Here is a 23,840-nt window from a genome sequence, read left to right as displayed (position 1 = left end):
TGCCATTTGGCAAAAGCTTATCTTTTTAACATTCGATATAATCGCCCGTTGACATAGAAGAAATAACTCAAAGACCCACCTGCTTTTATAAGTTTTTTAGCGCTTCGAGCTACTTCCTTTTGGCTCCGAACTTTTTGATCTGATAAATAAACACCAAGTAAACCTTGGTAAATAAAACGGTGAAAATGAGCATCTGGTAAATGTTGAGCATGCTCGCCAGACTTTGTGACAAAATGTAGAAATCGATTCATCATATCTTGATGATGAGGATAATAGAAGCAGAAGTTTAGATCTCCTCCTTCAACGTCTTCCTCTTGATCGATTAAATAATCTAACAAGATATGCAACCCTTGAATATAAGGAAAGTAACCATTGCGTACTTGCTCTGCATGTTGCACTGTAAAGCCTTTTGTAAAGCTATACGCAGCTAAACAAAAGATACCGAGCGTCGAACCCGAACATGCTGAAAATTCATACCATGACATCGATGGCAATGACTCCTTATGCTCTGAAAACCACTTCTCAAGCCTAGGTACACGTTCTTCTATCTTTACATGTTTATGTATCTGTAAGTCACAATAATAATTAGCCAATTCAATCAAGTACGGCGCTACAATAGCGTACTTAGGTGCTTTTTCCAGCGTCTGTTGACATGTCAGAACCAGCTCATTAAGATATCCACCGTCATCTTTATCATCTCTATAGCGGTAATAGTCTTTTAATGGTGCACCAGGTGTTAACGCGTCTGGCATAGATTCATGGAGCGCTGCAAAATCTTTTGGATCGAGCGAATTGCTGCGATCACACAAGTTGTCTAAATAGTCACTAATGGTCTGATACGCAACGATAAAGCGAATACAGGTTTTCATTTGTTCTTTTGCCAAAATGGCCAGTATACCTCCTCCTTCACAGTGAAAGGTTTTGGTATCAATGCTATCTAAAGCTTGCGTTCGCAGTTCCATATTTGGTATTTTTTCTGCTTTCAAACGCCACTGTTTCAGCTCTTCATGTACAGTTGGCATGATGCCTCGATAAATTTTCCCCATTAAAGAAAAGGGATGAGACGGTATCTTCACAGGTTCCCCACCTCCGTTGTTTCAAGCTTCGTCAAATATGAAGGTTCACAAAGCTATTTGCATATGTGAAAACATAGTCTCGTTCAGGTTCATTAAAAATTTCATGGTAAAGCTGAGGCCACTCTTTATAGATTTTTTCGCTTAGATCTACTTCGTCAAACCATTGCTTTACAATTAATTTTTCAATAATTTTATCCTCTCCCGCTTGCATAACAAGAAGTGGAACATCAGGCATCTTTTCAATATCACGAAATGCCATATTGATCGCTTCTACAAGCTCGCGATACCACCTAACGGAAACTTTTGTCACATACAATGAATCATTTTGGTCTTCGTCTCTTACTTCTGGATTTCTCGTTGCTTTCTCTACAGTTAAGCCTAAGTCAAACAGTTTCGTTGGCATTACTTTATTTAACCCTTTAGATAAAACGTCTAAATAAGCCGGAACTTGTTCTTTAAGTCCTAGACATGGCGATGATAAAATCGCTCCCCATATTGGTAAGTTCTTCAACTGGAGCGTTCGAATAACGGCAAGCCCACCCATGCTATGACCTAATAAAAAAATAGGCAAATCATAAGTTTGTGCTTCTTTTACCCAGTTTTCAATTTCATGTACATATTCGTCAAATGATAAGATATGTCCTCTTCTTCTTGTTGTTAGACCTTGTCCAGGAAGATCCCCCATCACAACATTCATGCCGACTGAACGCCACATTTCAACTAGCCAGCGGTACCGTCCTTGATGCTCAGCTGCGCCGTGAACAATGACTACCACACCTTTTGGATTTTCTGTTTCCCACTTACGCATTTGAGTTACTCCCTTTCATTTGCTATTTACCTGTTTGAAAAAACTATGTACACTTACATTAGAAGATTATTACTCTTTTTTCAACTAATAAAGGAGATGAACGCATGATTTATCCTTATAAAGGAAAAACACCAGCTATTTCACCCACATGCTATATCGCTGATTACGTAACGATTACAGGTGATGTCACGATTGGCGATGAAAGTAGCATTTGGTTTAATACTGTTATTCGCGGAGATGTTTCACCGACTATTATTGGAAAGCGTGTCAATATTCAAGAACAATCTACACTTCATCAAAGCCCTAATTTGCCGCTTATCATTGAAGATGATGTAACAATCGGCCATCAAGTTATTTTACATAGCGCACTTATTCGCAAAAATGCGCTGGTTGGAATGGGCTCAATTGTTTTAGATGGAGCAGAAATTGGAGAAGGTGCATTTATCGGAGCCGGTAGCTTGGTCCCACCCGGTAAAAAAATCCCACCTCATACACTTGCACTAGGTCGCCCTGCTAAAGTTGTCCGTGAATTAACAGATGAAGATGTAAAAGATATGAACCGAATTCGCACGCAGTATGTTGAAAAAGGACAATATTATAAATCAATTAACCCGATTAACAGCTAATGCAACAAGCAGTGGTCAATGCCACTGCTTGTTTTTTTGTGTAGCGGCCTTACTTAGTATGCACTAAATAAATCCACACATTCTTTACACAATATTAGCACTAGCTCTACAAATATTTCTTACAATATAACATAGCGACTATACATTCGTTGAGAAACAAAAACATATAATTTTTTAACGTTTCATCGTCACCGATTACTTTAGCTATGAACATAATGGGCTTAAAGGAGGTTGCTATATGCGAACAAAACTAATTCGTCAAGTTTATGATTGGGAGTGCCACTTATTTCAAATTGTGAATAAACATTTCGACTTCAAGCCTCTCAACACTTTTTTTCGTACGATTACACATATCGGTGGTGCAACTTCAATGATTGGCCTAGCGCTACTCCTCATGCTATGTATTGATCGTGCATCTTTACCGCTTGCTTACGCATGCGCTTTATCTCTAGCAATCAGCCATATCCCTGTGGCGATTACCAAAAAAATTTATCCAAGAAAACGTCCTTACCTTCAATTAAAAGAAACAAAAGTATTGGATAATCCTTTACAAGATCATTCATTTCCATCTGGACATACAACAGCCATTTTTTCGTTTCTAGCACCTATCATGATTGCGGTACCTGTTTCAATTTTATTTTTATTTCCACTTGCTTTTTTAGTAGGAGTTTCGCGGATTTATTTAGGGCTCCATTACCCTACTGACGTATTTGCAGGCATGTTGTTAGGTATATTCTCTGGAATTATCGGTCTACAGTTGTTCTACTAAATCAAAATGGAGGTGGTAGGATGAGGATTGCATTGATATCAGATACGTTTTCTCCTGAGATCAACGGAGTCGCAAAAACATTAGAGCGCTTTACTTATTATTTATCTCGTCAACGAATTGACTATGAGGTTTTTGCACCTGAATCATCGTCCCCCACATTTAGTCCATTATCCATTAATCATTCATTAAGTATACCATTCTTTCTTTATCCACAATGTCGGTTTGCCTTACCGAATGTTATAAAGATGAAGAAAAAAATAAAGGAGTTCAATCCTACAATCATGCACGTTGCTACTCCTTTTTCAATGGGACTTAGTGGCATTCATGTAGCTAAAAAGCTTAGTATTCCTTTAGTTGGTTCTCATCATACTGACTTTGAACACTATCTTCCAAGCTACAAGTTAGGACACTTATCTCCTCTTCTGTGGAGATATATGAAATGGTTTTACGAACCGTTTGAAGAGATTTTTGTTCCCTCTCTTGAAACAAAAAAGCAGCTCTTAAATCAAGGCTTTAAATCTATATCTATGTGGTCTAGAGGAGTCGATCATCATTTATTTCATCCCTACTACGATAAATTTGATATCCGCATAAAATACAATATAAAAAAGCCTTATATCTTAACATATGTTGGACGTTTATCTCCTGAAAAAAACGTAGCATTTTTATTAAAGCTATCTCGCTTACTTCCTGACCATTTACGTCATCAAGTACAGTGGCTTATTGTTGGAGGTGGGCCTAGCAAGGAAGCGCTGCAGCAAGAAGCGGGTGAATCCATTACATTCATCGACTTCTTAGAACATGAGCATTTAGCTAAACTATATGCAGCTTCCGACCTATTCATATTTCCTTCTGAAACGGAGACCTTTGGTAACGTTGTATTAGAAGCATTATCCTGCGGTACGCCTGTTATTGCTGCTAATGCAGGGGGAGTAAAACATATTGTTAGCAATGAGAAGAATGGCTACCTCTGCACCCCGAATTCACTTGAAGAATTTATTGAATCCATTTGTACTTTGTTAGAGTCCTCCCAGCTTCGACTAAGGTTTGGAGACGCTGCTCGTCGCTATGCTCTTACGCAATCTTGGGATTCTATTTTTGACCAATTACTGCTTCGCTATGAAGCAGTCACTACTAAATCAAACAATGGGTTAGAATTTGTTCAATAAAAAAAAGTCGCTGTCTCTTTTGAGACAGCGACTTTTCATTATTTAGCTAAAGCTTCAGTTTTTAAAGCTTCTGCTTTATCAGTGAACTCCCAAGGAAGCTCAACATCAGTACGACCAAAGTGACCGTATGCTGCTGTTTGCTTATAAATTGGGCGTCTTAAATCAAGCATTTTAATGATACCAGCTGGACGAAGATCAAAGTTGTTACGTACTACTTCAACTAATACTTCTTCAGTTACTTTACCTGTTCCAAATGTATCAATAGAGATTGAAACTGGCTGAGCTACACCAATGGCATATGCAAGCTGAACTTCACAACGATCAGCTAATCCTGCAGCTACAATATTTTTCGCAACGTAGCGTGCTGCATATGCTGCTGAGCGGTCAACTTTTGTTGCATCTTTACCAGAGAATGCGCCACCACCGTGACGAGCATATCCACCATAAGTATCAACGATAATTTTACGACCTGTTAATCCTGCATCACCTTGAGGACCACCAATTACAAAACGTCCTGTTGGGTTAATGAAGTACTTCGTGTTCTCATCGATTAATTCTTGTGGAACAACTGGATTGATTACATATTCTTTTAAGTTACGTTGAATTTGCTCTAACGTTACTTCTGGATGATGCTGAGTTGAGATAACGATTGTATCAACACGAACTGGTTGATTGTTTTCATCATATTCAACCGTTACTTGCGTTTTACCATCTGGACGAAGGTAAGGTAAAATTTCTTCTTTACGCACTTCTGTTAAGCGACGCGCTAACTTATGAGCTAAAGAAATTGGTAACGGCATTAATTCTTTTGTTTCATTACAAGCGTAGCCAAACATTAAACCTTGGTCACCAGCTCCGATTGCTTCAATTTCTTCATCAGACATTGAACCTTCACGAGCTTCTAACGCTTGGTCTACACCAGCAGCGATATCTGGAGATTGCTCACCGATTGCTGTGATTACTCCACAAGTATCCGCATCAAAACCATATTTTGCACGCGTATAACCAATTTCTTTGATTGTATCACGTACTGTTTTTTGAATATCTACATAAGTAGATGTTGTGATTTCACCACTTACTAATACTAAACCAGTTGTTACGCTTGTTTCACAAGCAACACGAGCATTTGGATCTTCAGCTAAAATAGCATCAAGAATTGAGTCAGAAATTTGGTCACAAATTTTATCTGGATGTCCCTCTGTAACAGATTCTGACGTAAACAGACGACGTTGTGTTGACATCGGTTTTCCTCCTTTAAATATGATACATTGTGATACGGTACTCATTCCCTTATTGTGGTTCATTTACATTTTTTCAATATAAAAAACCTTTCCTTGTATCGAGGAAAGGTATCAAGTTCTGCATAAGCCTTTCACTCTTATCGATCAAGGTTTATTCCCTTGCATCAGGTTAGCACCTTATCACCTCTATGGAAATGGGTGATGGTTGCTGGGTTTCATAGGGCCTGTCCCTCCACCAGCTCGGGATAAGAGAGTATCCGTTCAAGGACATATCATACAGGAAAATGCTCTGTTATGTCAATAACATTCCTATGAAAATCACTTAAGGGTTGTATTTTCCTCCCCTATTATTTACAGAAACCTTTCACTAGTAAGATCATCTCACAAAAACGTTTTATGCTCTCTAAAACAAAAAAATTCGCAACATTTTAACATTTTCATTCGAATAGTATAGACTATTTAAAGTAATGTGTTATACTAATTGTACATTTAAACATCATTTTAAAAAAAGGAAGGTAGTGCACATGAGTACTGTTAATATGTCTATTGAATTAGCCAATCTCCTGGAATCTGAAAAAGTGAATCACCAACTATCTGTTTCTCAATTAGTCGAAAAGATTTTAGAGCGACAAGAAGGCGTATTGACTTCTACAGGTGCTATTCAAGTTGAAACAGGAAAATATACGGGGCGTTCCCCACACGATAAATTCATTGTAAGCGATTCCTTAACATCTCATACTGTTGAATGGGGAGATGTGAATCAACCGTTTTCATCTGAACGATTTGACGCGCTTTATAAAAAAGTATTAGAACATTTAAAAGAACAAAATGAGCTATTTGTGTTTAACGGCTATGCGGGCGCCGATGATAAATATCAGCTTCCAATCCAAGTCGTAAATGAATACGCATGGCATAATTTGTTTGCTCACCAACTATTTATTCGTCCAGAAGACACGAAGCTAAAAAGTGATGCTGAATCATTCTCAATTGTATCTGCTCCTACTTTTAAAGCTGTTCCAGACATTGATGGGACAAATTCAGAGACATTTATTATTATTTCATTTGAACGAAGAGTTGTTTTAATTGGTGGAACGGAATATGCAGGTGAAATGAAAAAATCTATTTTCTCAGTAATGAATTTCCTACTTCCTCAAAATAATATACTTCCTATGCACTGCTCAGCTAATGTTGGCAAAGAAGGTGATGTTGCACTATTCTTTGGACTATCTGGCACCGGAAAAACAACATTATCAGCTGACGCTACCAGAAGACTAATTGGTGACGATGAGCACGGTTGGTCTAGTACAGGCGTATTTAACATTGAAGGCGGTTGTTATGCAAAATGCATTCAACTATCAAAAGAAAAAGAGCCTCAAATTTTTAATGCCATTCGATTTGGAACAGTTTTAGAAAATGTTGTGATTAACTCGAATACTAGAATTGCAGACTATAATGATAATAGCTTAACAGAAAACACTCGTGCTGCTTATCCAATTCAAGCAATTGATAACACAATCTTACCGAGCGTTGCAGGACATCCTACGGCAATTGTTTTCTTAACAGCAGACGCATTTGGAGTTTTACCTCCAATTAGCAAACTAACAAAAGAACAAGCAATGTATCATTTCTTAAGTGGGTATACAAGTAAACTTGCGGGAACAGAGCGCGGAATTACTGCGCCACAGGCGACGTTCTCTACTTGTTTTGGTGAACCATTCTTACCTCTTCCACCTACAGCCTATGCTAAAATGCTAGGTAAAAAAATTGATGAGCATAACGTAAATGTTTATCTTGTGAATACGGGATGGACTGGTGGAGAGTATGGTGTTGGAGAGCGAATGAAGCTAGTTTACACACGCGCAATGGTTCAAGCAGCGTTAGAAGGAGAACTCATTAGCGTAGATACAGTTCAAGATCCTATCTTTGGACTTGAGATTCCTGCACATGTTCCTGGTGTCCCTGATGAAGTACTTCAACCAGTAAAAGCATGGAAGAATGCAAATTTATATGAAGAAAAAGCTCATCAATTAGCACAAAAGTTCACAAAGAACTTTGAGCGCTTTGCAAATGTAGCTCCAGAAATTTCACAAATGGGCGGACCGATTATTTCAAAATAATGAAAAGCCGGAATTTAATTCCGGCTTTTTTTAGTTTGTGGAGTGTAGCTTTATTAACTCGTATGTGACAACGGTTTTATTTTGCTCTAACTCAAGCTTTTTAATAATACCTGTCCCAACGCGTTCACCATTCTTCGTTTTATGAATACTAAGCGGAACCTCAAGAGGGTATAAGCGGTAGCCTTTTTTTTCAATTTGAAATACATTATCTACTACTCGCTTCTCATTTCCTTTTGTAACAATCATCGTATTTAATTCTAGTGGCATTCCCATCCTTCTTACCTCCCTTTCTTTTCCTCTATTGTACAATGCTTTTTCTATGCTGGCATATCTTTTATTTTGTTTTCATCCATTCAGTTAAATTTTTCACTGTCTCTCGGTTTTGCTTCGGAGGAAACGCATGAGGAAATCCATCAAAGTACCAGCTTTCCACGGGCTTCCCATGTTCACTCAGCATTTTCTCTAATTGATATGCATGCTCAATTGACACGTTTGCATCTTCTTTTCCATGTATTAACAATGTCGGTATACTTAGCTTATATGCCTGAGTTAGCGGTGAACGCCATTCATACCTGTCTGGATATTTCGAAGGTGTCCCACCAATGACCCTTTTCATCATACGCCTTAAATCTGTTCGCTCTTCATAGGTAAGAATCATATCCGTTACCCCTCCCCATAAAACAAGCGAACGTGCTGAACTTTTTTCAATGGCAGTAAACAAAGCCATTACGCCTCCTCGTGAAAAACCAAATACATGGATTCGGTCTTGATGAACTCGAGGGTAATTGACAAGTAAGTCATAAGCTGCAAAAGCATCGTAACGATCATCTCCCCCAAAATCTTCGTTTCCTTCTCCACCTTGATTCCCTCGATAAAATGGAGCCATTACAATGAATCCTTGAGATGCGAATTGAATTAGCCTCCCTGGTCTCACAGTACCTACATTTTTTATGCCACCTCTTAAATATAAAAATCCATCATATGTACCTTCTTCTTTTGGTTCCGCTAACATCCCCTTAATTTTTAAACCTTGACACATATACGTCACAATTGACAACGAAATGCGTGGATTGGGAGATGGAAAAGGATATTGACTAATAATAGTTCCGTCCTTCATAAAAAACCCTCCTTATCATTCAATCGTTTTTAACCAGACGTTCACACTATTTTATCCATTATCATATATTATTGTAGAAAAAGTCACGCTATCAATCCTACTCCACATATTGGCCTATTACTATGTTTCATCATAATTGATTTACAATCTTATTTTAACGTTAGGAGGAAATACCATGCGAAAAATAAAATTGCTGCTGTCCATCATCACTATTTGTATTTTAACCTTCACTTTAATGAGCTGTGGTAAACAAAGCTCAATTGAAACTGTTCGCGTAGGAGAAGTAACAAGATCCATCTTTTATGCTCCCCAATATGTAGCTATATCAAAAGGTTTTTTTGAGAAAGAAGGACTAAACGTAGAATTAAAAACTACTTGGGGCGGAGACAAAACGATGACTTCCCTTTTATCCGATGGCATAGATGTTGCATTAGTTGGTTCAGAAACTTCAATCTATGTCGCTGCACAAGGTTCTGATGATCCCATTATTAACTTTGCGCAACTAACGCAAACGGATGGCACATTTCTAGTAGCACGTGAAAAAGTTGATAACTTCTCATGGGACCAGTTAAAAGGAAAAACATTCTTAGGACAGCGTAAGGGTGGCATGCCACAAATGGTTGGAGAGTACGTCTTAAAAGAACATAATATTGACCCTAAAAACGATCTAACACTTATTCAAAATATTGATTTTGCTAACGTTTCAAGTGCTTTTGCATCTGGAACTGGCGACTATGTCCAACTATTTGAGCCAACGGCCAGTATTTTTGAAAAAGAAGGAAAAGGTTACATTGTTGCTTCTTTTGGTGAAGAGTCAGGAAAGGTTCCATATACAACATTCATGTCAAAAAACAGCTTTTTAAAAGAAAATCCTGAAACTGCTGAGAAATTTACAAGAGCTATCTATAATGCACAGCAGTGGGTTGATACGCACAGTGCAAAAGAAGTTGCTGAAGCAATCGCTCCTTATTTTGACGACACATCAATCGATACAATTGAAACCGTTGTTGAGAGATATAAAACCCAAGATTCATTTGCTACTAACCCAGTGTTAGATAAAGAAGAGTGGGAAAACCTTCAACGCATTATGGATGAAGCTGGTGAACTACCTAAGCGTATTGATCACAAAACATTAGTCAACACAAAAATTGCAACTGACGTCATGGAGCAGTAACCATGTCAGGCTTACAAATCACAAACGTCCACCACGTATATGTCACAATGAAATCAGCCACCACAGCTTTAGAAAATATCAACCTTTCAATTAAAGAAGGAGAATTTATTTCTTTTCTAGGACCTAGCGGATGTGGAAAGACGACGCTTCTTTCGATTTTGGCTGGGTTAATTAAACCAACTTCAGGTGAAGTAAACATTAAGAATAAACTTGTTCAAGAGCCTACAGCAGAAGTTGGTTATATGCTTCAACAAGACTACTTATTTCCCTGGAAGACGATAAAAGACAACATCCTTCTTGGACTAACAATCCAGCGTAACCTTACAAAGGAACATGAGCAGCGAGCATTAATGCTCTTAGAAGGAATGGGATTGAAAAGCGTTTCAGATTTTTTTCCACATCAATTATCTGGAGGTATGCGTCAACGTGTGGCGCTCGTTAGAACACTCGCTACGAATCCTAGTATTTTACTTTTAGATGAACCCTTTTCAGCTCTAGACTTTCAAACGAAATTAAAGTTAGAAGAGCTTGTATCAAAAACCTTAATGACTTATGAAAAAACGGCGGTACTCGTTACGCATGATATTGGAGAAGCAATTGCCATGAGCAATCGAATCGTTTTATTTTCAGCCAACCCAGGAAGAATTGCTCGAATTTTCACCGTACCACCTATCCTTCAGACTCTGTCTCCTTTTGAAGCTAGACAACACTCTGTATACAACGACCTGTTCATGGAGATTTGGAAGGAGTTGGATCACCTTGAATCAGCCTCACAATCCTGATGTTTTACATCAGCAATACAAATCCGCAGTAAATAGCGAAAAGCGAATCATTCGTTTAGTTCAATTATTTATCTTCTTATCTTTTTTTGGGATATGGCAACTGGCATCTTCGCTCAAGTGGATTGACCCTCTTATTTTCAGCTCTCCACTCCGAGTGTGGAATTTGTTTATTGAAAAAACAGGGGATGGTTCATTATTAGAACACATTGGCTTTACGTTGTTTGAAACAGTACTTGGATTTATTATTGGAACGCTGTGTGGTATCATTTTAGCAACTTTGCTATGGTATTCAAATCGTTTAGCAAAGGTTTTGGATCCCTATTTAGTTATCTTAAATGCTATGCCAAAGGTAGCTCTAGGCCCGATTTTGATTGTAGCCATTGGACCTGGTTTCTTTTCCATTTTAACAATGGGCGCAATCATTTCTGTCATCATCACTGCTATTGTTGTCTATACAGCTTTTAAAGAAGTCGATCCAAACTATGTGAAATTACTGCAAAGCTTTGGTGCTACTAAGCATGATTGTTTTAAACAAGCAATTTTGCCTTCTACAATGCCAGCGATTATTTCAACCTTTAAGGTGAATGTTGGCTTATCATGGGTTGGCGTAATTGTGGGAGAATTTTTGGTTTCGTCTAAAGGGCTTGGATATATGATTATCTATGGCTTCCAAGTATTTAACTTTACCCTTGTTATTTTAAGCTTGTTGCTCATTGCTGTATTTGCAACTGGGATGTACCAAGCAATTTCCTATCTAGAAAAACGACTAACGCGTCATTAATATTAATACTAAAAAGCCCTGCTATGATAACAGGGCTTCTTTGCTTCTTACAAAAATGTGCGCTTTACATGCTTCATCACGTACTGTAAAACATTATCTTTCATAATAAAACTGTATTTCGCATTTTTTTGAATTCCTTGTTCTGGAATTTCTCGAATAACAACCGGTCCTTTTGTTTCCATATAGTCATCTTTTGGGACTAACTTTGAGACATTCGCAAAATAAATGTTTTTTATAATTGTTTTTCCTTTACTAACTACTTTATATTGACCAATATACGAGAGATTTTCTACTTCTCCACCTGTTTCTTCAAATACTTCTCGAACTGCCGCTTCCTCCGGTGTTTCCTCTAGCTCCACTTTACCTCCCGGAAACTCCAACCCCCGCTTAGAATGATTAGTTAGCAACCATTGTCCTTCGTATCGACAAACAACCCAAACGTGACGAGGAGTTTTTGAAAACGGACTGCGCTCAAACGATAAAAAAACCTGATTGTGGTATGCGTCCTTAAATGTGTACATCGTCTACTCAAACTCCATTTGATTTTTTCCTTATTTTATCACACATTTAAGTACTATCTCTTAGCTTTTCGAATAGAAATAACGGATTTTCTACCAATATTCTCGATAAAAGCCCTTAATAATCATTAATAGTAGCACTACTTTTACATTTTTATTATTTTTATGAAGGTAGAATTCCTATTGTGCGAATATGAGCCTTTGCATTCTCATCTCCTAGCTCATACAACATTTGATATAGCTGAGTATTCATATCATCATAAGCATCATTTGGACGATCATGATGATATTCTAGATAAGGAATATGCGCTCGAAGGAAACCTTGCCAATCATCTGAATAACGTTGATCTAAACGCTCTCGCAGTTGCTCTACTTCCAAATCGGTCGCACTTATTTTAAAATTCCATTCCGATGCCGTACTCACTTGAGAAATCTCACCCGAACCAAGGGATACATAATACGTTTTTTTCATTGAAAGATATTCAGCTCCTTTATACTGACTTACCTTTCTTATTTGTATAATGGTTTCCTTTTATACTGATCATTTAATTTGATTTTTTAATTTCTCAATTGCCTGCTTAATAACGGCGGGCACAGGAAGACCTACTCGACCAGCGTTCTCCGTAATAGAAATCATCTCATTTAAAATATAGAATAATATCGTTATATCTCTGATAAAATGATTGTCCGGCCAAAATACTTGGTCCATGAAGTTAGCCATTATAACAAGAGCAAAAATAAAAACCTTTTTGGCAATGCCCCGAAAGCCTACCTCACTAGATAAACTCTTATCAATAAACGCTGCAACTGTTCCAGTGACATAATCAACTGCTACCAGTGCTACTAAAGCCATCAATAAATAATTCCATTCCCCTACTAAGAAAAAGATAAATGAACCTAAACTAGATAAAGATAACAAGGATAGTTTGTACATATTCATTTTTCATCCTCTCAACTATTTACATAGTGGTACATACTATCATATGCAAAATAGTGAGAAGTGTTCTTCATACATGCTATCGTTTGTACACTTTTATGGAATAAAAAAACTTGCGAGAAGCTCGCAAGTTTTTATTTTCCTAAGAAAGAGTTTAACATCCACATATGCTTTTCCAGATTTTGATGAATAGCAAGAAGCATGTCACCTGTTGTCTCATCATCCACTTCGCCAGCTACATCCATACCTTGTTTTAACTCTGTTGTTAGCGTTGTGAAGTCTTTTACTAATTCAGATACCATGTCTTTTGCTGTTTCATTTCCATGTGCTTCTTCAATTGAACTCATTTCTAAAATTTCTTTCATTGTAGCAACTGGGCTACCACCTAGAGCTAATAAACGTTCTGCTAAGTCATCAATTACTGTTGCCGTTTCTGTATAAAGCTCTTCGAATTTTTCATGCAACGTAAAGAACTGTTCGCCTTTTACATACCAATGATAATTATGTAACTTGATATACATCACGCTAAAATTTGCTACTTGCTTATTTACGATTGTTGTTAACTCTTTAGACATAATACCCACTCCTTAATGATTTCTACTTCAATTATCTCTAGTATAGTAGTACCCCTTTTTCCTTGATTAAAACATTTTTTTAGAAGTTTTTCGTACTCTTCCGCTATTGACGATGAACCTTTTTTTATTATCATTTTCACAAAAAAACGAAATGATTACGATTTAAAAAGGTGGATACATTTGATTTACGATTGGATACGTGTCTTCTTAGCAACTGGCTTTGTTCAAACATTACCTGAAAAGCAGTGGCTGACACCCTTGATTCATGAGCATAAGTTACATTGCAGTGAGTATGGCTGTCCTATTGTTTCTCACTCACTACAATGGGGACCTAATCTATATGTTACAGGGGCCTTAGCTGAACTAGAAGTGGGACCGATCCCTAGAAATATTTCTGGTGCTAGACAAGCTGCGCAGCTCATTGTGAATAGTTTATAAAAATGGTCTAACACTAAACTTTTTAAAATACGTAGGTCGGCATTATGCTTAAACTAAAAAAACTCTAGCTTTCAAAGCTAGAGTTTTTTTAGTTTAACCGAATACCTTTGCTAAATCTTCTTTATCTTGATTCAACCAGAATTGCATTAAGCGCTTTGCTCCTTCTAAATCATGAAGCTTTGCTTGACCGCACTGCTTTTCGTTTGCAGCTGGAATTTCTGTGATTGTAATTGCATCTTTTAGTGTGTCTTCTAAAAGATCAATAATTTCTTCTACTTTTGGTTCTCCGCTGACAACAAGATAATATCCTGTCTGACAGCCCATAGGAGAAATATCAATAATATCAAAATGATCATATTTCTCTACGTGAGTACGGATGTTAAAAGCTAATAAATGCTCTAATGTATGAATAACATCAGGCTTCATCGCTTGCTTGTTGGGCTGGCAAAAACGAATATCAAATTTATTAACAACGCCGTCACTACCTACCTTGTGTACACCACAATGTCTTACATAAGGGGCTTTTACAGCGTTATGATCTAATTCAAAACTTTCTACTGATGGCATGCTATCACTCCTTTTTTATTCTTACTTTTTATCATACACTTAATTCCGATTTTTTTCATCAATTTAATATACTATATACCTGGTATTTGCATCCTGTGCTTTTTTTTCGATATATTTATAGAAAAGAATCTGTTTAGAAAGATGTGATATCAGTGCTTGCTAAAATCATGCTGAGTATTATAAAAGTATATCAAAAAGTTATTTCGCCACTCACACCCCCTACGTGTCGATTCTATCCAACATGTTCTCATTATGGGGTTGAAGCGATTAAGCGATTTGGAGCTTTTAAAGGCGGGTGGTTAACGATAAAGCGAATTTCCAAGTGTCATCCTTTTTACCCAGGAGGTATGGATCCCGTGCCCGAAAAAGAAACTGCAAAAAAAGATTAGCTATTTTGCTTTTCTTTAACATACTCGTATCCATCTACAATAACGTCTAACTTTCCTGTGCCTGGATCAATAACAAGACCATGTACAGGAATATGCTTTGCAAATAAAGGATGGTTACGAATTGTAGACGTCGTATGTTGCACCGTTTCTTCAACCGAATCGAATCCTTTTAACCAGCTTTTTAAATCAATTCCTGACTTTTCAATTGTATCGATTACTTCTTCTGAAATCCCTTGCTCTTTTACAGCTTCTAAAAATGAAATCGGCTCTAATTTTCCTGCACCACAATCATGGTGGCCAATTACATATACTTCATCTGCTTGAAGTGCATATACAGCTACTAAAATGCTTCTCATGACACTTCCAAAAGGATGAGATACAAGTGCCCCTGCATTTTTCACAATTTTCACATCACCGTTACGTAAGTTCATTGATTGAGGAAGTAATTCCACTAATCTTGTGTCCATACAAGATAAAATAACCATCTTTTTATCCGGCAGCTTGCTTGTCTCATATTTGCGATATTCATTATTTTCCACAAACTTCTCATTGTAAGTTAAAATCTCATTTAATAGACTCATGTTTCCTACTTCCTTTCCTATGTAAAAATTTTTTTAATCGTTCCCCTTGTATTATACTAAAAATTCTTATATGATGTAACAGCATAAATCGTAACTATTCTTGTTTAAAGAAAGGAAGAACAAAATGAAACAAGTACCTGTTACAGTATTAAGTGGTTACCTAGGTTCAGGTAAAACAACTTTATTGAATTATATTTTAAAAAATGGAGACGGGCTTAAAGTAGCCGTCATCGTCAATGATATGAGCGAAGTAAATATTGACGCCGACTTAGTCAAACAAGGTGGCTTTTCTCGTACTGAAGAAACATTAGTTGAAATGCAAAACGGATGCATTTGCTGTACGCTACGAGACGATTTAATGAAAGAAGTTGAACGTCTCGTTGATAAAGGAAATATCGATTACATCGTCATCGAATCTTCAGGAATTAGTGAACCCATTCCAGTTGCCCAAACGTTTACGTATATCGATGAAGAGCTCGGCATTGATTTAACAAAAAAATGTTCTCTGGATACGATGGTCACAGTAGTAGATGGAAATCGTTTTTGGGAGGATTTCTCATCCGGTGAAAGCTTGTTAGATCGTAAAGAAGGTAACGATGAACATGATACGCGTGAAGTTGTTGACTTACTCATTGACCAAATTGAGTTTGCAAATGTCATTCTGCTGAACAAAGTCGACTTACTGACAGAAGAAGACGCAAAAGAGCTGGAGTTAGTCTTAAAGAAGCTGAACCCTGAAGCTAAGATTATCCAAACAATTAAAAGTGTGATTGACCTAAAAGAAATTCTAAATACTGGTCTATTCGACTTTGAAAAAGCGAGTCAAGGAGCAGGTTGGATCAAGGAGCTAAATACAGATCACCACACTCCAGAAACAGAAGAATTCGGCATTTCTTCTTTTGTTTATAGACGAAAGCGTCCATTTCATCCAGAACGGTTAATGACATGGCTTGAAAATTGGCCAGTTGATATTGTCCGAACAAAAGGCTTTTTCTGGTTAGCTTCACGGAATGATATGGCAGGGCTGCTTTCACAAGCTGGAACATCGATTATGATCCAAGGTGCAGGCGAATGGGTAGCTGCATATTCAGAAGCTGAAAAGCAACAGACATTAAGAGAAGAGCCCGAGCTTCTCGAAAAATGGGACGATACATTTGGTGACCGCATGAACGAGCTAGTTTTTATTGGATTGGAAATGAATGAAGAAGAAGTCATTTCTACGCTTGATCACTGCTTGCTTACTGATGCAGAAATGCAGCAAGATTGGTCGGCTTTCTGTGATCCTCTACCTAAATTCACGGTCCAGTCATAAATTTATAGTTTCCAAATCGTAACTATTACGATATAATAACATAGGTCATTGTTCGTAACTAGTAATCGAAAGGAGAATTATATATATGAAAGTTAAAGCTACATTTATGGCATTAGCATTAGGTACAGCAGCATTTTTAGCTGGATGCGGTGCTGACAATTCAGATGAACAAGCAAGCAGTAAAGACGATAAATTAACGGTTTATACAACTATTTTTCCACTGCAAGATTTCACTAAGAAAATTGGTGGAGATGAAGTAAATGTTGAGAGTGTACTTCCTCCTGGAGTAGATGCTCACTCTTACGAACCAACAACAAAGGATATGGTAGAAATCGCTAAAGGTGATGCTTTCATTTATTCCGGCATTGGATTAGAAGGCTTTGCTGATAAAGCGCAAGATACCTTAAAAAATGAAGATGTGGCTATGGTAGAAGCAGCTAAAGGTATTGAGTTAGCTGAAAGTACGCATTCTGATGAAGATGAACATGCTCATGAAGATGAACACGCTCATGGTCACGGAGATACGGACCCACACATCTGGTTAGACCCGGTCTTATCAATTCAATTAGCTGAAAACATTAAGAATGAATTAATAGAACTAAAACCAGAAGCAAAAGAAGAGTTTGAAAAAAATTATGAAGACTTAAAGGCTCAGCTAGAGGAACTTGATCAAAAGCTAGAAACAACTATTTCTGAAGGAAAGCACAAAGAAATTTTAGTTTCCCACGCTGCATATGGATACTGGGAAAAACGTTATGGCTTAACTCAAATTAGTGTGGCCGGCTTATCTCCAACAAATGAGCCGTCACAAAAGCAGCTACAGTCTATTATTAAAGAAGCAAATGAGCATAACATTAAATATTTTATTTTCGATCAAAACTTAGAGCCTAAAGTATCTAAGCTTGTTCAAAAAGAAGTAGGTGCAGAAGCGCTTACCCTTCATAACCTGGAGTCTGCAACAAAAGATGATGTAGCAAATAAGGAAGATTACTTCTCAATTATGGATAAAAACATTGAAACACTTCAAAAAGCGTTAAACTAAATACAAACAAAAATAACTAGCCCATTAGCTAGTTATTTTTGTTTCATATTATATTTTTGCATGAAGCGCTCTGCACGTCCGCCTTTATCAGCAAACTTCTGTCTACCAGTATAAAATGGGTGTGTATCAGAACTTACCTCCACTTTAATTAATGGATATGTTTGACCATCTTCCCATTCCGTTGTCTCTGAAGAGTGCATTGTAGAACCTGATAGAAATTTAAATCCGCTATTTGTATCCATAAACACTACTTTTCGGTAGTCTGGATGAATATTTGGTTTCATCTTATAATCCTCTCCTTTAATAAGATATACATCTATTATATCGTAATGATTCTTATTTTTAAGTATTCTGTTTCAAAAATTTATTGATGAATAAATCGTGGTAAAAAGTGGACAATAAGGCTTATCAATACTTGATTGGAAAGGTTGTATTTCAATGGAACATTTAGTAACTGCTCGTTCGATGTTTGGTATGACCATGGGAGTTCACATTATTTTTGCTACGTTAGGCGTAGGAATTCCTTTAATGATTTTATTAGCAGAACTTCTCTATCAGCGCACAAAAGATAAAGATTATGAGCTAATGGCAAAGCGTTGGACAAAAGGCGCAGCGATTTTACTAGGCGTTGCTATCCCAACAGGAACTATTGCTGGAGTACAGCTAGCCTTACTATGGCCAGGTTTCATGGAAGTTGTTGGGAAAGTTATGTCATTACCTTTTCAAATTGAAATCTATGCTTTTTTTATTGAAGCACTCTTTTTGTCTATCTACGTGTATGCAGCTGATCGAATTTCGCGAACAATGCGAATTGTAAGCCTTATACTTGTAGCTATTGGAGCTGTAGCTTCAGCTGTGTTGATTACAAACGTCCATGCGTTTGAAGGAACTCCGGCCGGCTTTCGAATTGTAAATGGCGAAATTACAGATGTCGATCCGTGGGGAGCTTTCTTTAACCCAAGTTTTATCACAACAGCTGGACACGTTGCTGTATCTGCTTATGCGACGGGTGCCTTCGTTATTGCATCCATCGCTGCATTTAAGATGCTTCGCTCTCGTAAAGAGCCTAGACTTTATCGTTTTCACCAAAAAGCACTAATGATGGGGCTAATCGTTGGAGGGATATTTTCATTTTTAACAGCTCTAAATGGGCATGAATCTGCGCAGCTTCTTTATGAATATCAGCCAGAAAAGCTTGCAGGTGCAGAAGGTTTATTTGAAACGACCGACTATGCACCGCTCACTATTGGGGGATTTACAGATCGTGAAACTCAAACCGTCAAATGGGGAATTGAAATTCCATGGGCACTAAGCTTTCTAGCAGATGATCGCTTTGATACGGTTGTTGCGGGACTCAATGATTTTCCAGAAGAATACTGGCCCCCCCTTTTCATCCATACTCTTTTTAACGGTATGGTAGGGATTGGAGCACTGCTTATTCTACTATCTATCCTAGGAATTGCTTGGTATAAATTTATGAAAAAGCGTGGTTTTCCAAAGTGGTTAATGTGGGCATTTGTTATTTCTGGTCCTTTGGCCATCCTATCAGTAGAATTCGGCTGGATTTTCGCATGTACAGGTCGACAACCTTGGGTAATTTACCGAATTATGAAGACCTCTGAATCCGTTACAACCTCTGCTAATTTAGAATTTTTATTTGCTCTATTTTTAATTGTATACGCTATACTCGTTGTTGCTGTTTCACTTGTTCTTATTTATTACTTCAAGCGTAATCCATTGGAGAAAGAGCTTGCAGATATGAACTAAAAGGATGTGGAATTAATATGGGTGATTCACTACTTGCCATCACGGTCATTTGGGGATTTATTTTTATTTATGCTGTTATGGGAACAATGGATTTTGGAGCAGGATTTTGGTCAATGGTTTACATTAATCGTGAAAAAACCAATGCTACAAACATCGCTAACCGCTATCTCTCTCCAACTTGGGAAGTAACGAATGTATTTATCGTTGCAATTGTAGTTGGTTTATTTAGCTTCTTTCCTGGAGCTACGTTTACGCTTGGAACTGTTCTATTAATTCCAGGAAGTATTATTCTATTGCTTTTAGCACTTAGAAGTGGTTTCCTTGTATTTTCAAATTATACTAAGGGAGCTCGCCATCAAAAGGCTCTCGTTTATATTTCTGGTCTATCAGGCGTGTTGATTCCAGCGTTTTTAATTGCTGTTTTACCAATTAGCCAAGGCGGTTACATCGATACCATTGATGGAGTTGAAAAACTAAACTTACTCAAAGTATTTACCAGTCCAAACGTATATGCTTTTATAGGATTTGCTGTCAGCTCTTCGTTATTTCTATCCTCATTGCTTTTAGCTGATTACTCCAAGTCCTCAGATGAAATGGAAGCATATGAGGTATATAGAAGAGATGCGCTCATCACAGGTCCTATATCACTTGTCATGGCCATTCTCATTATGCTGACACTGCGTATGGAAGCCACTTGGCTTTATAATAACATGATGGAAGACAAACCCATCTTATTTATTTCCTTGTTTTTATTCCTAGTAGCAGGCGGAGCTCTTTTACTTCCATCATCAAAAGGAAAAGGAATGCCTAGACTAGCAGTTGTTGCGATTGTTCTTCAGTATTTTTTAGCGAGCTATGTATATGGAAAAGGTCATTTACCATATGTTATTTATCCGAATGTAACCATCGAAACAGGATTTACCCATCCTGATGCTTTTCGCTCATTATTCATCACGTACATTGTAGGATTTGCTATTTTATTCCCTGGATTCTACTATTTTTGGCGCTTGTTTATGAAAGACAACCGAAAGTATATTGGAAAGAAGCCGTATTAAACTAAAGAAGTAAAGAACGATTTATCTGTTCTTTACTTCTTTTACTATGTTTACTGCAATATTAAGCGCATACGCTTTACACTTTTCTACATCTTCTCCATATGGAGCAAGCTCTACTTTTAAGCCTTCTGTCATTAAGGTGCCACCTTTTTCACATAAACATTGTTAGTTTCTCAGCTTGAATAGTTGAATCTGTGCTGCACTCAAATCGGAGTGGACAATTTTTGCACTCTTGTAATGAACTTATCTTTTGAAAAAACTTTGGCTCTTCTAGTACACCTTTCATCATTTTCAGTTTATTAACTGACTCTAAATAATTTTCAGATACAATTTCAACAGTCTCTCTCTTCCCTGTTAGAAGTGAATAGAAATGAATAGCTTTTGGCATTCTATTGAATGCATGCTTGGTAAAAACCATCATAAAGGCTGTCAGCATTTCTTTTACTTCTGATTGATCATCAATTAGAAACTTTGTTACTTCATAAGAAGAATCCGACCAATATGCTGCATCAATTAACAGTGAAATATTTGTTTCTAATTCAGGAACGTATACTCCATATTTTTCATAAACAAATAGTGGCGTATCATCTTGCAATTCACTCATAAGAAACGTTAACAAATGATCACTCACCGATGCTAGGACTTCATAGTAATGAATTTTCGATTGGAAAAGTTCCGGTGAGAGCTTGGACCAATACCTTTCAATTAATTGTAAAATAAAATATGCAGATCTTTCATATGGCGCTTTTGCATAATATTCTTTGACAACCTTATGAATGGTTACGCTGACGAGACTTCGCCAATCAACCAGTTGGTGTTTACGAGCTTTAAGCTGCCTCTGATAAAATTTATAAGGGCATTGAATAAACTCTTCAATATGATGACTAGCCAAGGTTTTGATTTGAACTTTTAATTGCATCCTGTCACCACGCTTTATAAAATCACCTGTTGCTTTATCCTTTATGATACTTGTTCAATTACTTTGCGAATTGCGCTCCATGAATGCTTAACAAAATAAATTGGCTTTTGCTGCTTTTTCGCTTTTTCTTTAATGACCTTTGCCATGTTGTGGTTAATAAAATCTGTAATCACAAGTACAAAACCAATATGATCCGGAATTTCTCGCTTCACCATATTACTTTTTCTTCCATCAAGATGAATAACTTCGTTAAACCCCTCACCTGCTAACCGATCTGTAATATGCTTTAAACGATCTCCTCCAACAACCATAACTGATGACATGTATTTCTCCTCCTATACGATAAAATTAAGTTTATTTAAAATCTTAACGATGATTTAATCTTGTTTGCTATATACATAGAATAATTGAGAATGATTCTCTTTGTCAATTATTAATTGATAAAAATTCTCAATTAATTTTCTAATCTCTCGATTATAACAATAATGAAAATTGACCATACTACATATATCACGCGTATAAAGGAGGGGAATATATGTCACAAAACGTTCTTTGTGAAGTGAATAACTGTCATTATTGGAAGCAAGGCAACCGTTGTGGAGCAGACGAAATTTACGTAGTCAGCCATGCTGGTAAAAAGGCTTCTAATAGCCGCGAAACAGATTGTAAAACATTTAAACCTGAAGATCTTTAAATCGGTTATCCTAAAACAAACTTTGTTCTATTCCTAATTAATAAAAAAGGACAACCACGCGGGTTGTCCTTTTTCATATCAACGAAAGTGAAGGTAATATATGAATACCAATCAACTTGTTCATTTTTTCAAAGCAGAAGCTGTTAAAGCCAATAAACAAACGTTCCCCATTTATGTGCAATCATTTGCTCATTTATGGCAGTATGAATGTGGAACATTAGAAACCATTCCACCTGAAATTGACCTACTTATCACTACTCGTGCTATTGAACTAGGCCTTATTTCAACACAGGTAGCTGACTAAAACTGTTGTAGCCATTTAGTCAGCTTCTTTATTTTACAAATCATCAAATCCATTTACATCTGATGCTTTTGTATATTGTCTTGACTTTTGCTCAAAGAAGTCTGTCTTACCAAGGTCAACCTCTTGATACGCAACAATCCAACGCAGCGGATTTTCAATTGGTGCATCAGGAAACGCTACGCGCCCAAATCCCATTTGATTACAGCGTTTATTTGCCATATATTCGATGTATTGACGAATATCTTTCATCGTAATTCCATCAAACTTCTCACCAATGACTGACTCAGCCCATTCAATTTCAAGCTGGGCAGCTTGTCGGAATGTTGAAGTAACAAACTCTTCAAGCTCAGCCGTACGCTGTTCTGGATTTTCATTTAGCACTTCTTTAAAGATTTTTTCAAATAACCCCACATGAAGCTGCTCATCACGATTAATATAGTTAATCATCGTGGATGTGGCAACCATTTTTTGATTGCGTGCTAAGTTGTAGAAAAACGCAAACCCACTATAGAAGAACAGACCTTCTAAAATAACATCATATACAATGGACTTTAAAAAGTTTTCAACTGTTGCCTCTTCAGCGAATGCTTTATAACCATTTGTCACAAAGTCATTGCGTGCACGAAGCTTTTCATCCGTACGCCAATATTCAAATACTTCATCTTGCTTAGCTTTTGGCACTAAGCTTGATAATACATATGAATAAGAGTGATTATGAACAACTTCCTGCTGAGCTAAAATAATCATCAGCGCATTGATTGAAGAATCCGTAACATAATCAGCAACTTTGCTCGCATAATCTGACTGGATGCTGTCCAATAAAGCCAACAAACCAATAATCTTTAAAAAGCTCTCCTGTTCATCCGCTGTAAGCTGTGGAAACTGTTTGATGTCCTGTCCCATATTAATTTCAAACGGTGTCCAGAAATTAGCTAGCATGCGCTTATACTTTGGAAACGCCCAAGAAAATCGTACATCATCCCAGTTTAAAATATTTGAGGTTTCACCATTAATAATTCCCGTTGAGCGGTTCGGGGCATTTTCATTCATAATCTCACGTTTCTTTAGACTGTTCGTCAACA

General features: G+C 37.1%; 30 protein-coding genes and 1 riboswitch. Of the genes, 15 read left to right on the top strand and 15 right to left on the bottom strand.

What is annotated here, in order from left to right:
- Window positions 1-17 precede the first annotated feature (17 nt).
- Complete coding sequence (tbcS, locus tag A2U94_RS04180) at window positions 18-1,076, bottom strand: tetraprenyl-beta-curcumene synthase (RefSeq protein ID WP_025909516.1); 1,059 nt, start codon at window positions 1,074-1,076, stop codon at window positions 18-20.
- Window positions 1,077-1,107: 31 nt separating this feature from the next.
- Window positions 1,108-1,884 (bottom strand): alpha/beta fold hydrolase, encoded by a 777-nt coding sequence (locus tag A2U94_RS04175; RefSeq protein WP_025909517.1) that lies wholly within the window; start codon window positions 1,882-1,884, stop codon window positions 1,108-1,110.
- A 104-nt stretch (window positions 1,885-1,988) separates the two neighbouring features.
- On the opposite strand from A2U94_RS04175, the gene A2U94_RS04170 reads away from it, so the two are divergent.
- The 3 genes from A2U94_RS04170 (at window position 1,989) to A2U94_RS04160 (ending at window position 4,448) form a co-directional block, all read left to right on the top strand.
- Window positions 1,989-2,510 carry a gamma carbonic anhydrase gene (locus A2U94_RS04170; protein ID WP_062954425.1) on the top strand — a complete coding sequence of 174 codons (522 nt, stop codon included), beginning with the start codon at window positions 1,989-1,991 and terminating at the stop codon, window positions 2,508-2,510.
- A 238-nt stretch (window positions 2,511-2,748) separates the two neighbouring features.
- Complete coding sequence (locus A2U94_RS04165; RefSeq protein WP_025909519.1) at window positions 2,749-3,279, top strand: phosphatase PAP2 family protein; 531 nt, start codon at window positions 2,749-2,751, stop codon at window positions 3,277-3,279.
- 20 nt (window positions 3,280-3,299) lie between these two features.
- A complete protein-coding gene (locus A2U94_RS04160) occupies window positions 3,300-4,448 on the top strand; it encodes a glycosyltransferase family 4 protein (protein WP_062954423.1) in 1,149 nt (382 codons plus the stop codon).
- Between the two features lie 38 nt (window positions 4,449-4,486).
- Here the strand turns inward: A2U94_RS04160 and metK are convergent, their stop codons facing one another.
- A complete protein-coding gene (gene metK, locus A2U94_RS04155; protein ID WP_025909521.1) occupies window positions 4,487-5,689 on the bottom strand; it encodes a methionine adenosyltransferase in 1,203 nt (400 codons plus the stop codon).
- A gap of 134 nt (window positions 5,690-5,823) precedes the next feature.
- Window positions 5,824-5,941: riboswitch (SAM riboswitch) on the bottom strand.
- 272 nt (window positions 5,942-6,213) lie between these two features.
- Between metK and pckA the strand changes: the two genes are divergently transcribed.
- Window positions 6,214-7,806: a phosphoenolpyruvate carboxykinase (ATP) gene (gene pckA, locus A2U94_RS04150; protein WP_025909522.1), complete on the top strand. Its 1,593-nt coding sequence runs from the start codon at window positions 6,214-6,216 to the stop codon at window positions 7,804-7,806.
- Between the two features lie 30 nt (window positions 7,807-7,836).
- On the opposite strand, the gene A2U94_RS04145 is transcribed toward pckA, so the two are convergent.
- Both A2U94_RS04145 and A2U94_RS04140 read right to left on the bottom strand, forming a co-directional pair.
- The gene (locus A2U94_RS04145) at window positions 7,837-8,079 is read right to left on the bottom strand and encodes a DUF2584 domain-containing protein (RefSeq protein WP_025911924.1); all 243 of its coding nucleotides are present in this window, start codon (window positions 8,077-8,079) and stop codon (window positions 7,837-7,839) included.
- A gap of 61 nt (window positions 8,080-8,140) precedes the next feature.
- Window positions 8,141-8,923, bottom strand: coding sequence for an alpha/beta hydrolase family protein (locus A2U94_RS04140; protein WP_025911923.1), 783 nt, complete (start codon window positions 8,921-8,923; stop codon window positions 8,141-8,143).
- Between the two features lie 175 nt (window positions 8,924-9,098).
- On the opposite strand from A2U94_RS04140, the gene A2U94_RS04135 reads away from it, so the two are divergent.
- Genes A2U94_RS04135 through A2U94_RS04125 form a run of 3 tightly spaced genes read left to right on the top strand, consistent with a single transcriptional unit; the run spans window position 9,099 to window position 11,660 of the window.
- The gene (locus A2U94_RS04135) at window positions 9,099-10,097 is read left to right on the top strand and encodes an ABC transporter substrate-binding protein (RefSeq protein ID WP_062954422.1); all 999 of its coding nucleotides are present in this window, start codon (window positions 9,099-9,101) and stop codon (window positions 10,095-10,097) included.
- 2 nt (window positions 10,098-10,099) lie between these two features.
- Window positions 10,100-10,879, top strand: coding sequence for an ABC transporter ATP-binding protein (locus tag A2U94_RS04130; RefSeq protein ID WP_025911921.1), 780 nt, complete (start codon window positions 10,100-10,102; stop codon window positions 10,877-10,879).
- A complete protein-coding gene (locus A2U94_RS04125) occupies window positions 10,857-11,660 on the top strand; it encodes an ABC transporter permease (protein ID WP_025911920.1) in 804 nt (267 codons plus the stop codon). Before A2U94_RS04130 ends, A2U94_RS04125 begins: the two co-directional genes overlap by 23 nt.
- A gap of 47 nt (window positions 11,661-11,707) precedes the next feature.
- On the opposite strand, the gene ytkD is transcribed toward A2U94_RS04125, so the two are convergent.
- The 4 genes from ytkD to A2U94_RS04105 all read right to left on the bottom strand — a co-directional run bounded on the left by ytkD (window position 11,708) and on the right by A2U94_RS04105 (window position 13,690).
- The gene (gene ytkD / locus A2U94_RS04120; protein ID WP_025911919.1) at window positions 11,708-12,181 is read right to left on the bottom strand and encodes an RNA deprotection pyrophosphohydrolase; all 474 of its coding nucleotides are present in this window, start codon (window positions 12,179-12,181) and stop codon (window positions 11,708-11,710) included.
- Between the two features lie 160 nt (window positions 12,182-12,341).
- Window positions 12,342-12,650, bottom strand: coding sequence for a hypothetical protein (locus A2U94_RS04115; RefSeq protein WP_025911916.1), 309 nt, complete (start codon window positions 12,648-12,650; stop codon window positions 12,342-12,344).
- A gap of 69 nt (window positions 12,651-12,719) precedes the next feature.
- A complete protein-coding gene (locus A2U94_RS04110) occupies window positions 12,720-13,118 on the bottom strand; it encodes a phage holin family protein (RefSeq protein WP_025911915.1) in 399 nt (132 codons plus the stop codon).
- 131 nt (window positions 13,119-13,249) lie between these two features.
- Window positions 13,250-13,690: a Dps family protein gene (locus tag A2U94_RS04105; RefSeq protein WP_025911913.1), complete on the bottom strand. Its 441-nt coding sequence runs from the start codon at window positions 13,688-13,690 to the stop codon at window positions 13,250-13,252.
- A 180-nt stretch (window positions 13,691-13,870) separates the two neighbouring features.
- Here A2U94_RS04105 and A2U94_RS04100 point away from each other — a divergent pair, with 180 nt between their 5' ends.
- Window positions 13,871-14,128, top strand: a complete 258-nt coding sequence (locus A2U94_RS04100) for a hypothetical protein (protein ID WP_025911911.1) — start codon at window positions 13,871-13,873, stop codon at window positions 14,126-14,128.
- A gap of 93 nt (window positions 14,129-14,221) precedes the next feature.
- Here the strand turns inward: A2U94_RS04100 and A2U94_RS04095 are convergent, their stop codons facing one another.
- Complete coding sequence (locus A2U94_RS04095) at window positions 14,222-14,695, bottom strand: S-ribosylhomocysteine lyase (RefSeq protein WP_025911910.1); 474 nt, start codon at window positions 14,693-14,695, stop codon at window positions 14,222-14,224.
- 167 nt (window positions 14,696-14,862) lie between these two features.
- On the opposite strand from A2U94_RS04095, the gene yidD reads away from it, so the two are divergent.
- Entirely contained in the window at window positions 14,863-15,084 is a 222-nt protein-coding gene (gene yidD, locus A2U94_RS04090) for a membrane protein insertion efficiency factor YidD (RefSeq protein ID WP_035321473.1), read from the top strand.
- Here yidD and A2U94_RS04085 read toward each other — a convergent pair.
- Window positions 15,081-15,665: a beta-class carbonic anhydrase gene (locus A2U94_RS04085; RefSeq protein WP_025911908.1), complete on the bottom strand. Its 585-nt coding sequence runs from the start codon at window positions 15,663-15,665 to the stop codon at window positions 15,081-15,083. The genes yidD and A2U94_RS04085 overlap by 4 nt on opposite strands.
- Before the next feature lie 124 nt (window positions 15,666-15,789).
- Between A2U94_RS04085 and A2U94_RS04080 the strand changes: the two genes are divergently transcribed.
- The gene (locus A2U94_RS04080; RefSeq protein ID WP_025911907.1) at window positions 15,790-16,977 is read left to right on the top strand and encodes a GTP-binding protein; all 1,188 of its coding nucleotides are present in this window, start codon (window positions 15,790-15,792) and stop codon (window positions 16,975-16,977) included.
- Window positions 16,978-17,062: 85 nt separating this feature from the next.
- On the top strand, window positions 17,063-18,019 hold the full coding sequence (locus A2U94_RS04075) for a metal ABC transporter substrate-binding protein (protein ID WP_025911906.1): 957 nt from the start codon (window positions 17,063-17,065) through the stop codon (window positions 18,017-18,019).
- Window positions 18,020-18,051: 32 nt separating this feature from the next.
- Here the strand turns inward: A2U94_RS04075 and A2U94_RS04070 are convergent, their stop codons facing one another.
- Entirely contained in the window at window positions 18,052-18,303 is a 252-nt protein-coding gene (locus A2U94_RS04070; protein ID WP_025911905.1) for a type B 50S ribosomal protein L31, read from the bottom strand.
- Between the two features lie 154 nt (window positions 18,304-18,457).
- Between A2U94_RS04070 and A2U94_RS04065 the strand changes: the two genes are divergently transcribed.
- Both A2U94_RS04065 and A2U94_RS04060 read left to right on the top strand, forming a co-directional pair.
- Window positions 18,458-19,786 (top strand): cytochrome ubiquinol oxidase subunit I, encoded by a 1,329-nt coding sequence (locus tag A2U94_RS04065; protein WP_025911904.1) that lies wholly within the window; start codon window positions 18,458-18,460, stop codon window positions 19,784-19,786.
- A gap of 17 nt (window positions 19,787-19,803) precedes the next feature.
- Window positions 19,804-20,841 carry a cytochrome d ubiquinol oxidase subunit II gene (locus A2U94_RS04060; protein WP_025911903.1) on the top strand — a complete coding sequence of 346 codons (1,038 nt, stop codon included), beginning with the start codon at window positions 19,804-19,806 and terminating at the stop codon, window positions 20,839-20,841.
- Between the two features lie 151 nt (window positions 20,842-20,992).
- On the opposite strand, the gene A2U94_RS04055 is transcribed toward A2U94_RS04060, so the two are convergent.
- Both A2U94_RS04055 and A2U94_RS04050 read right to left on the bottom strand, forming a co-directional pair.
- Complete coding sequence (locus tag A2U94_RS04055; protein ID WP_025911902.1) at window positions 20,993-21,760, bottom strand: PD-(D/E)XK nuclease family protein; 768 nt, start codon at window positions 21,758-21,760, stop codon at window positions 20,993-20,995.
- Window positions 21,761-21,801: 41 nt separating this feature from the next.
- Window positions 21,802-22,083, bottom strand: coding sequence for a DUF2325 domain-containing protein (locus tag A2U94_RS04050; protein WP_025911901.1), 282 nt, complete (start codon window positions 22,081-22,083; stop codon window positions 21,802-21,804).
- Window positions 22,084-22,295: 212 nt separating this feature from the next.
- Here A2U94_RS04050 and A2U94_RS20400 point away from each other — a divergent pair, with 212 nt between their 5' ends.
- Together A2U94_RS20400 and A2U94_RS04045 are read left to right on the top strand one after the other, a co-directional pair.
- Window positions 22,296-22,454, top strand: a complete 159-nt coding sequence (locus A2U94_RS20400) for a DUF1540 domain-containing protein (RefSeq protein ID WP_064484027.1) — start codon at window positions 22,296-22,298, stop codon at window positions 22,452-22,454.
- 100 nt (window positions 22,455-22,554) lie between these two features.
- Window positions 22,555-22,758 carry a hypothetical protein gene (locus A2U94_RS04045; protein WP_025911900.1) on the top strand — a complete coding sequence of 68 codons (204 nt, stop codon included), beginning with the start codon at window positions 22,555-22,557 and terminating at the stop codon, window positions 22,756-22,758.
- A gap of 33 nt (window positions 22,759-22,791) precedes the next feature.
- Here A2U94_RS04045 and A2U94_RS04040 read toward each other — a convergent pair whose 3' ends face one another.
- Window positions 22,792-23,838 carry a ribonucleotide-diphosphate reductase subunit beta gene (locus A2U94_RS04040; protein WP_025911899.1) on the bottom strand — a complete coding sequence of 349 codons (1,047 nt, stop codon included), beginning with the start codon at window positions 23,836-23,838 and terminating at the stop codon, window positions 22,792-22,794.
- Window positions 23,839-23,840 lie beyond the last annotated feature (2 nt).

This window comes from Bacillus sp. VT 712, assembly GCF_001614195.1.
Taxonomy (GTDB): domain Bacteria; phylum Bacillota; class Bacilli; order Bacillales; family Bacillaceae_H; genus Priestia; species Priestia flexa.
The sequence above is the reverse complement of the archived record's forward strand: the minus strand, read 5'-3'. Positions and strand labels throughout refer to the sequence as shown.

What these genes read in the sequence shown, in the direction of transcription:
- A2U94_RS04175 (WP_025909517.1), bottom strand. Translation starts at nt 1,884, where the DNA reads ATGCGTAAGTGGGAAACAGAAAATCCAAAAGGTGTGGTAGTCATTGTT.
- A2U94_RS04170 (WP_062954425.1), top strand. Translation starts at nt 1,989, where the DNA reads ATGATTTATCCTTATAAAGGAAAAACACCAGCTATTTCACCCACATGC.
- A2U94_RS04165 (WP_025909519.1), top strand. Translation starts at nt 2,749, where the DNA reads ATGCGAACAAAACTAATTCGTCAAGTTTATGATTGGGAGTGCCACTTA.
- A2U94_RS04160 (WP_062954423.1), top strand. Translation starts at nt 3,300, where the DNA reads ATGAGGATTGCATTGATATCAGATACGTTTTCTCCTGAGATCAACGGA.
- metK (WP_025909521.1), bottom strand. Translation starts at nt 5,689, where the DNA reads ATGTCAACACAACGTCGTCTGTTTACGTCAGAATCTGTTACAGAGGGA.
- pckA (WP_025909522.1), top strand. Translation starts at nt 6,214, where the DNA reads ATGAGTACTGTTAATATGTCTATTGAATTAGCCAATCTCCTGGAATCT.
- A2U94_RS04145 (WP_025911924.1), bottom strand. Translation starts at nt 8,079, where the DNA reads ATGGGAATGCCACTAGAATTAAATACGATGATTGTTACAAAAGGAAAT.
- A2U94_RS04140 (WP_025911923.1), bottom strand. Translation starts at nt 8,923, where the DNA reads ATGAAGGACGGAACTATTATTAGTCAATATCCTTTTCCATCTCCCAAT.
- A2U94_RS04135 (WP_062954422.1), top strand. Translation starts at nt 9,099, where the DNA reads ATGCGAAAAATAAAATTGCTGCTGTCCATCATCACTATTTGTATTTTA.
- A2U94_RS04130 (WP_025911921.1), top strand. Translation starts at nt 10,100, where the DNA reads ATGTCAGGCTTACAAATCACAAACGTCCACCACGTATATGTCACAATG.
- ytkD (WP_025911919.1), bottom strand. Translation starts at nt 12,181, where the DNA reads ATGTACACATTTAAGGACGCATACCACAATCAGGTTTTTTTATCGTTT.
- A2U94_RS04115 (WP_025911916.1), bottom strand. Translation starts at nt 12,650, where the DNA reads ATGAAAAAAACGTATTATGTATCCCTTGGTTCGGGTGAGATTTCTCAA.
- A2U94_RS04110 (WP_025911915.1), bottom strand. Translation starts at nt 13,118, where the DNA reads ATGAATATGTACAAACTATCCTTGTTATCTTTATCTAGTTTAGGTTCA.
- A2U94_RS04105 (WP_025911913.1), bottom strand. Translation starts at nt 13,690, where the DNA reads ATGTCTAAAGAGTTAACAACAATCGTAAATAAGCAAGTAGCAAATTTT.
- A2U94_RS04095 (WP_025911910.1), bottom strand. Translation starts at nt 14,695, where the DNA reads ATGCCATCAGTAGAAAGTTTTGAATTAGATCATAACGCTGTAAAAGCC.
- yidD (WP_035321473.1), top strand. Translation starts at nt 14,863, where the DNA reads ATGCTGAGTATTATAAAAGTATATCAAAAAGTTATTTCGCCACTCACA.
- A2U94_RS04085 (WP_025911908.1), bottom strand. Translation starts at nt 15,665, where the DNA reads ATGAGTCTATTAAATGAGATTTTAACTTACAATGAGAAGTTTGTGGAA.
- A2U94_RS04080 (WP_025911907.1), top strand. Translation starts at nt 15,790, where the DNA reads ATGAAACAAGTACCTGTTACAGTATTAAGTGGTTACCTAGGTTCAGGT.
- A2U94_RS04075 (WP_025911906.1), top strand. Translation starts at nt 17,063, where the DNA reads ATGAAAGTTAAAGCTACATTTATGGCATTAGCATTAGGTACAGCAGCA.
- A2U94_RS04070 (WP_025911905.1), bottom strand. Translation starts at nt 18,303, where the DNA reads ATGAAACCAAATATTCATCCAGACTACCGAAAAGTAGTGTTTATGGAT.
- A2U94_RS04065 (WP_025911904.1), top strand. Translation starts at nt 18,458, where the DNA reads ATGGAACATTTAGTAACTGCTCGTTCGATGTTTGGTATGACCATGGGA.
- A2U94_RS04060 (WP_025911903.1), top strand. Translation starts at nt 19,804, where the DNA reads ATGGGTGATTCACTACTTGCCATCACGGTCATTTGGGGATTTATTTTT.
- A2U94_RS04055 (WP_025911902.1), bottom strand. Translation starts at nt 21,760, where the DNA reads ATGCAATTAAAAGTTCAAATCAAAACCTTGGCTAGTCATCATATTGAA.
- A2U94_RS04050 (WP_025911901.1), bottom strand. Translation starts at nt 22,083, where the DNA reads ATGTCATCAGTTATGGTTGTTGGAGGAGATCGTTTAAAGCATATTACA.
- A2U94_RS20400 (WP_064484027.1), top strand. Translation starts at nt 22,296, where the DNA reads ATGTCACAAAACGTTCTTTGTGAAGTGAATAACTGTCATTATTGGAAG.
- A2U94_RS04045 (WP_025911900.1), top strand. Translation starts at nt 22,555, where the DNA reads ATGAATACCAATCAACTTGTTCATTTTTTCAAAGCAGAAGCTGTTAAA.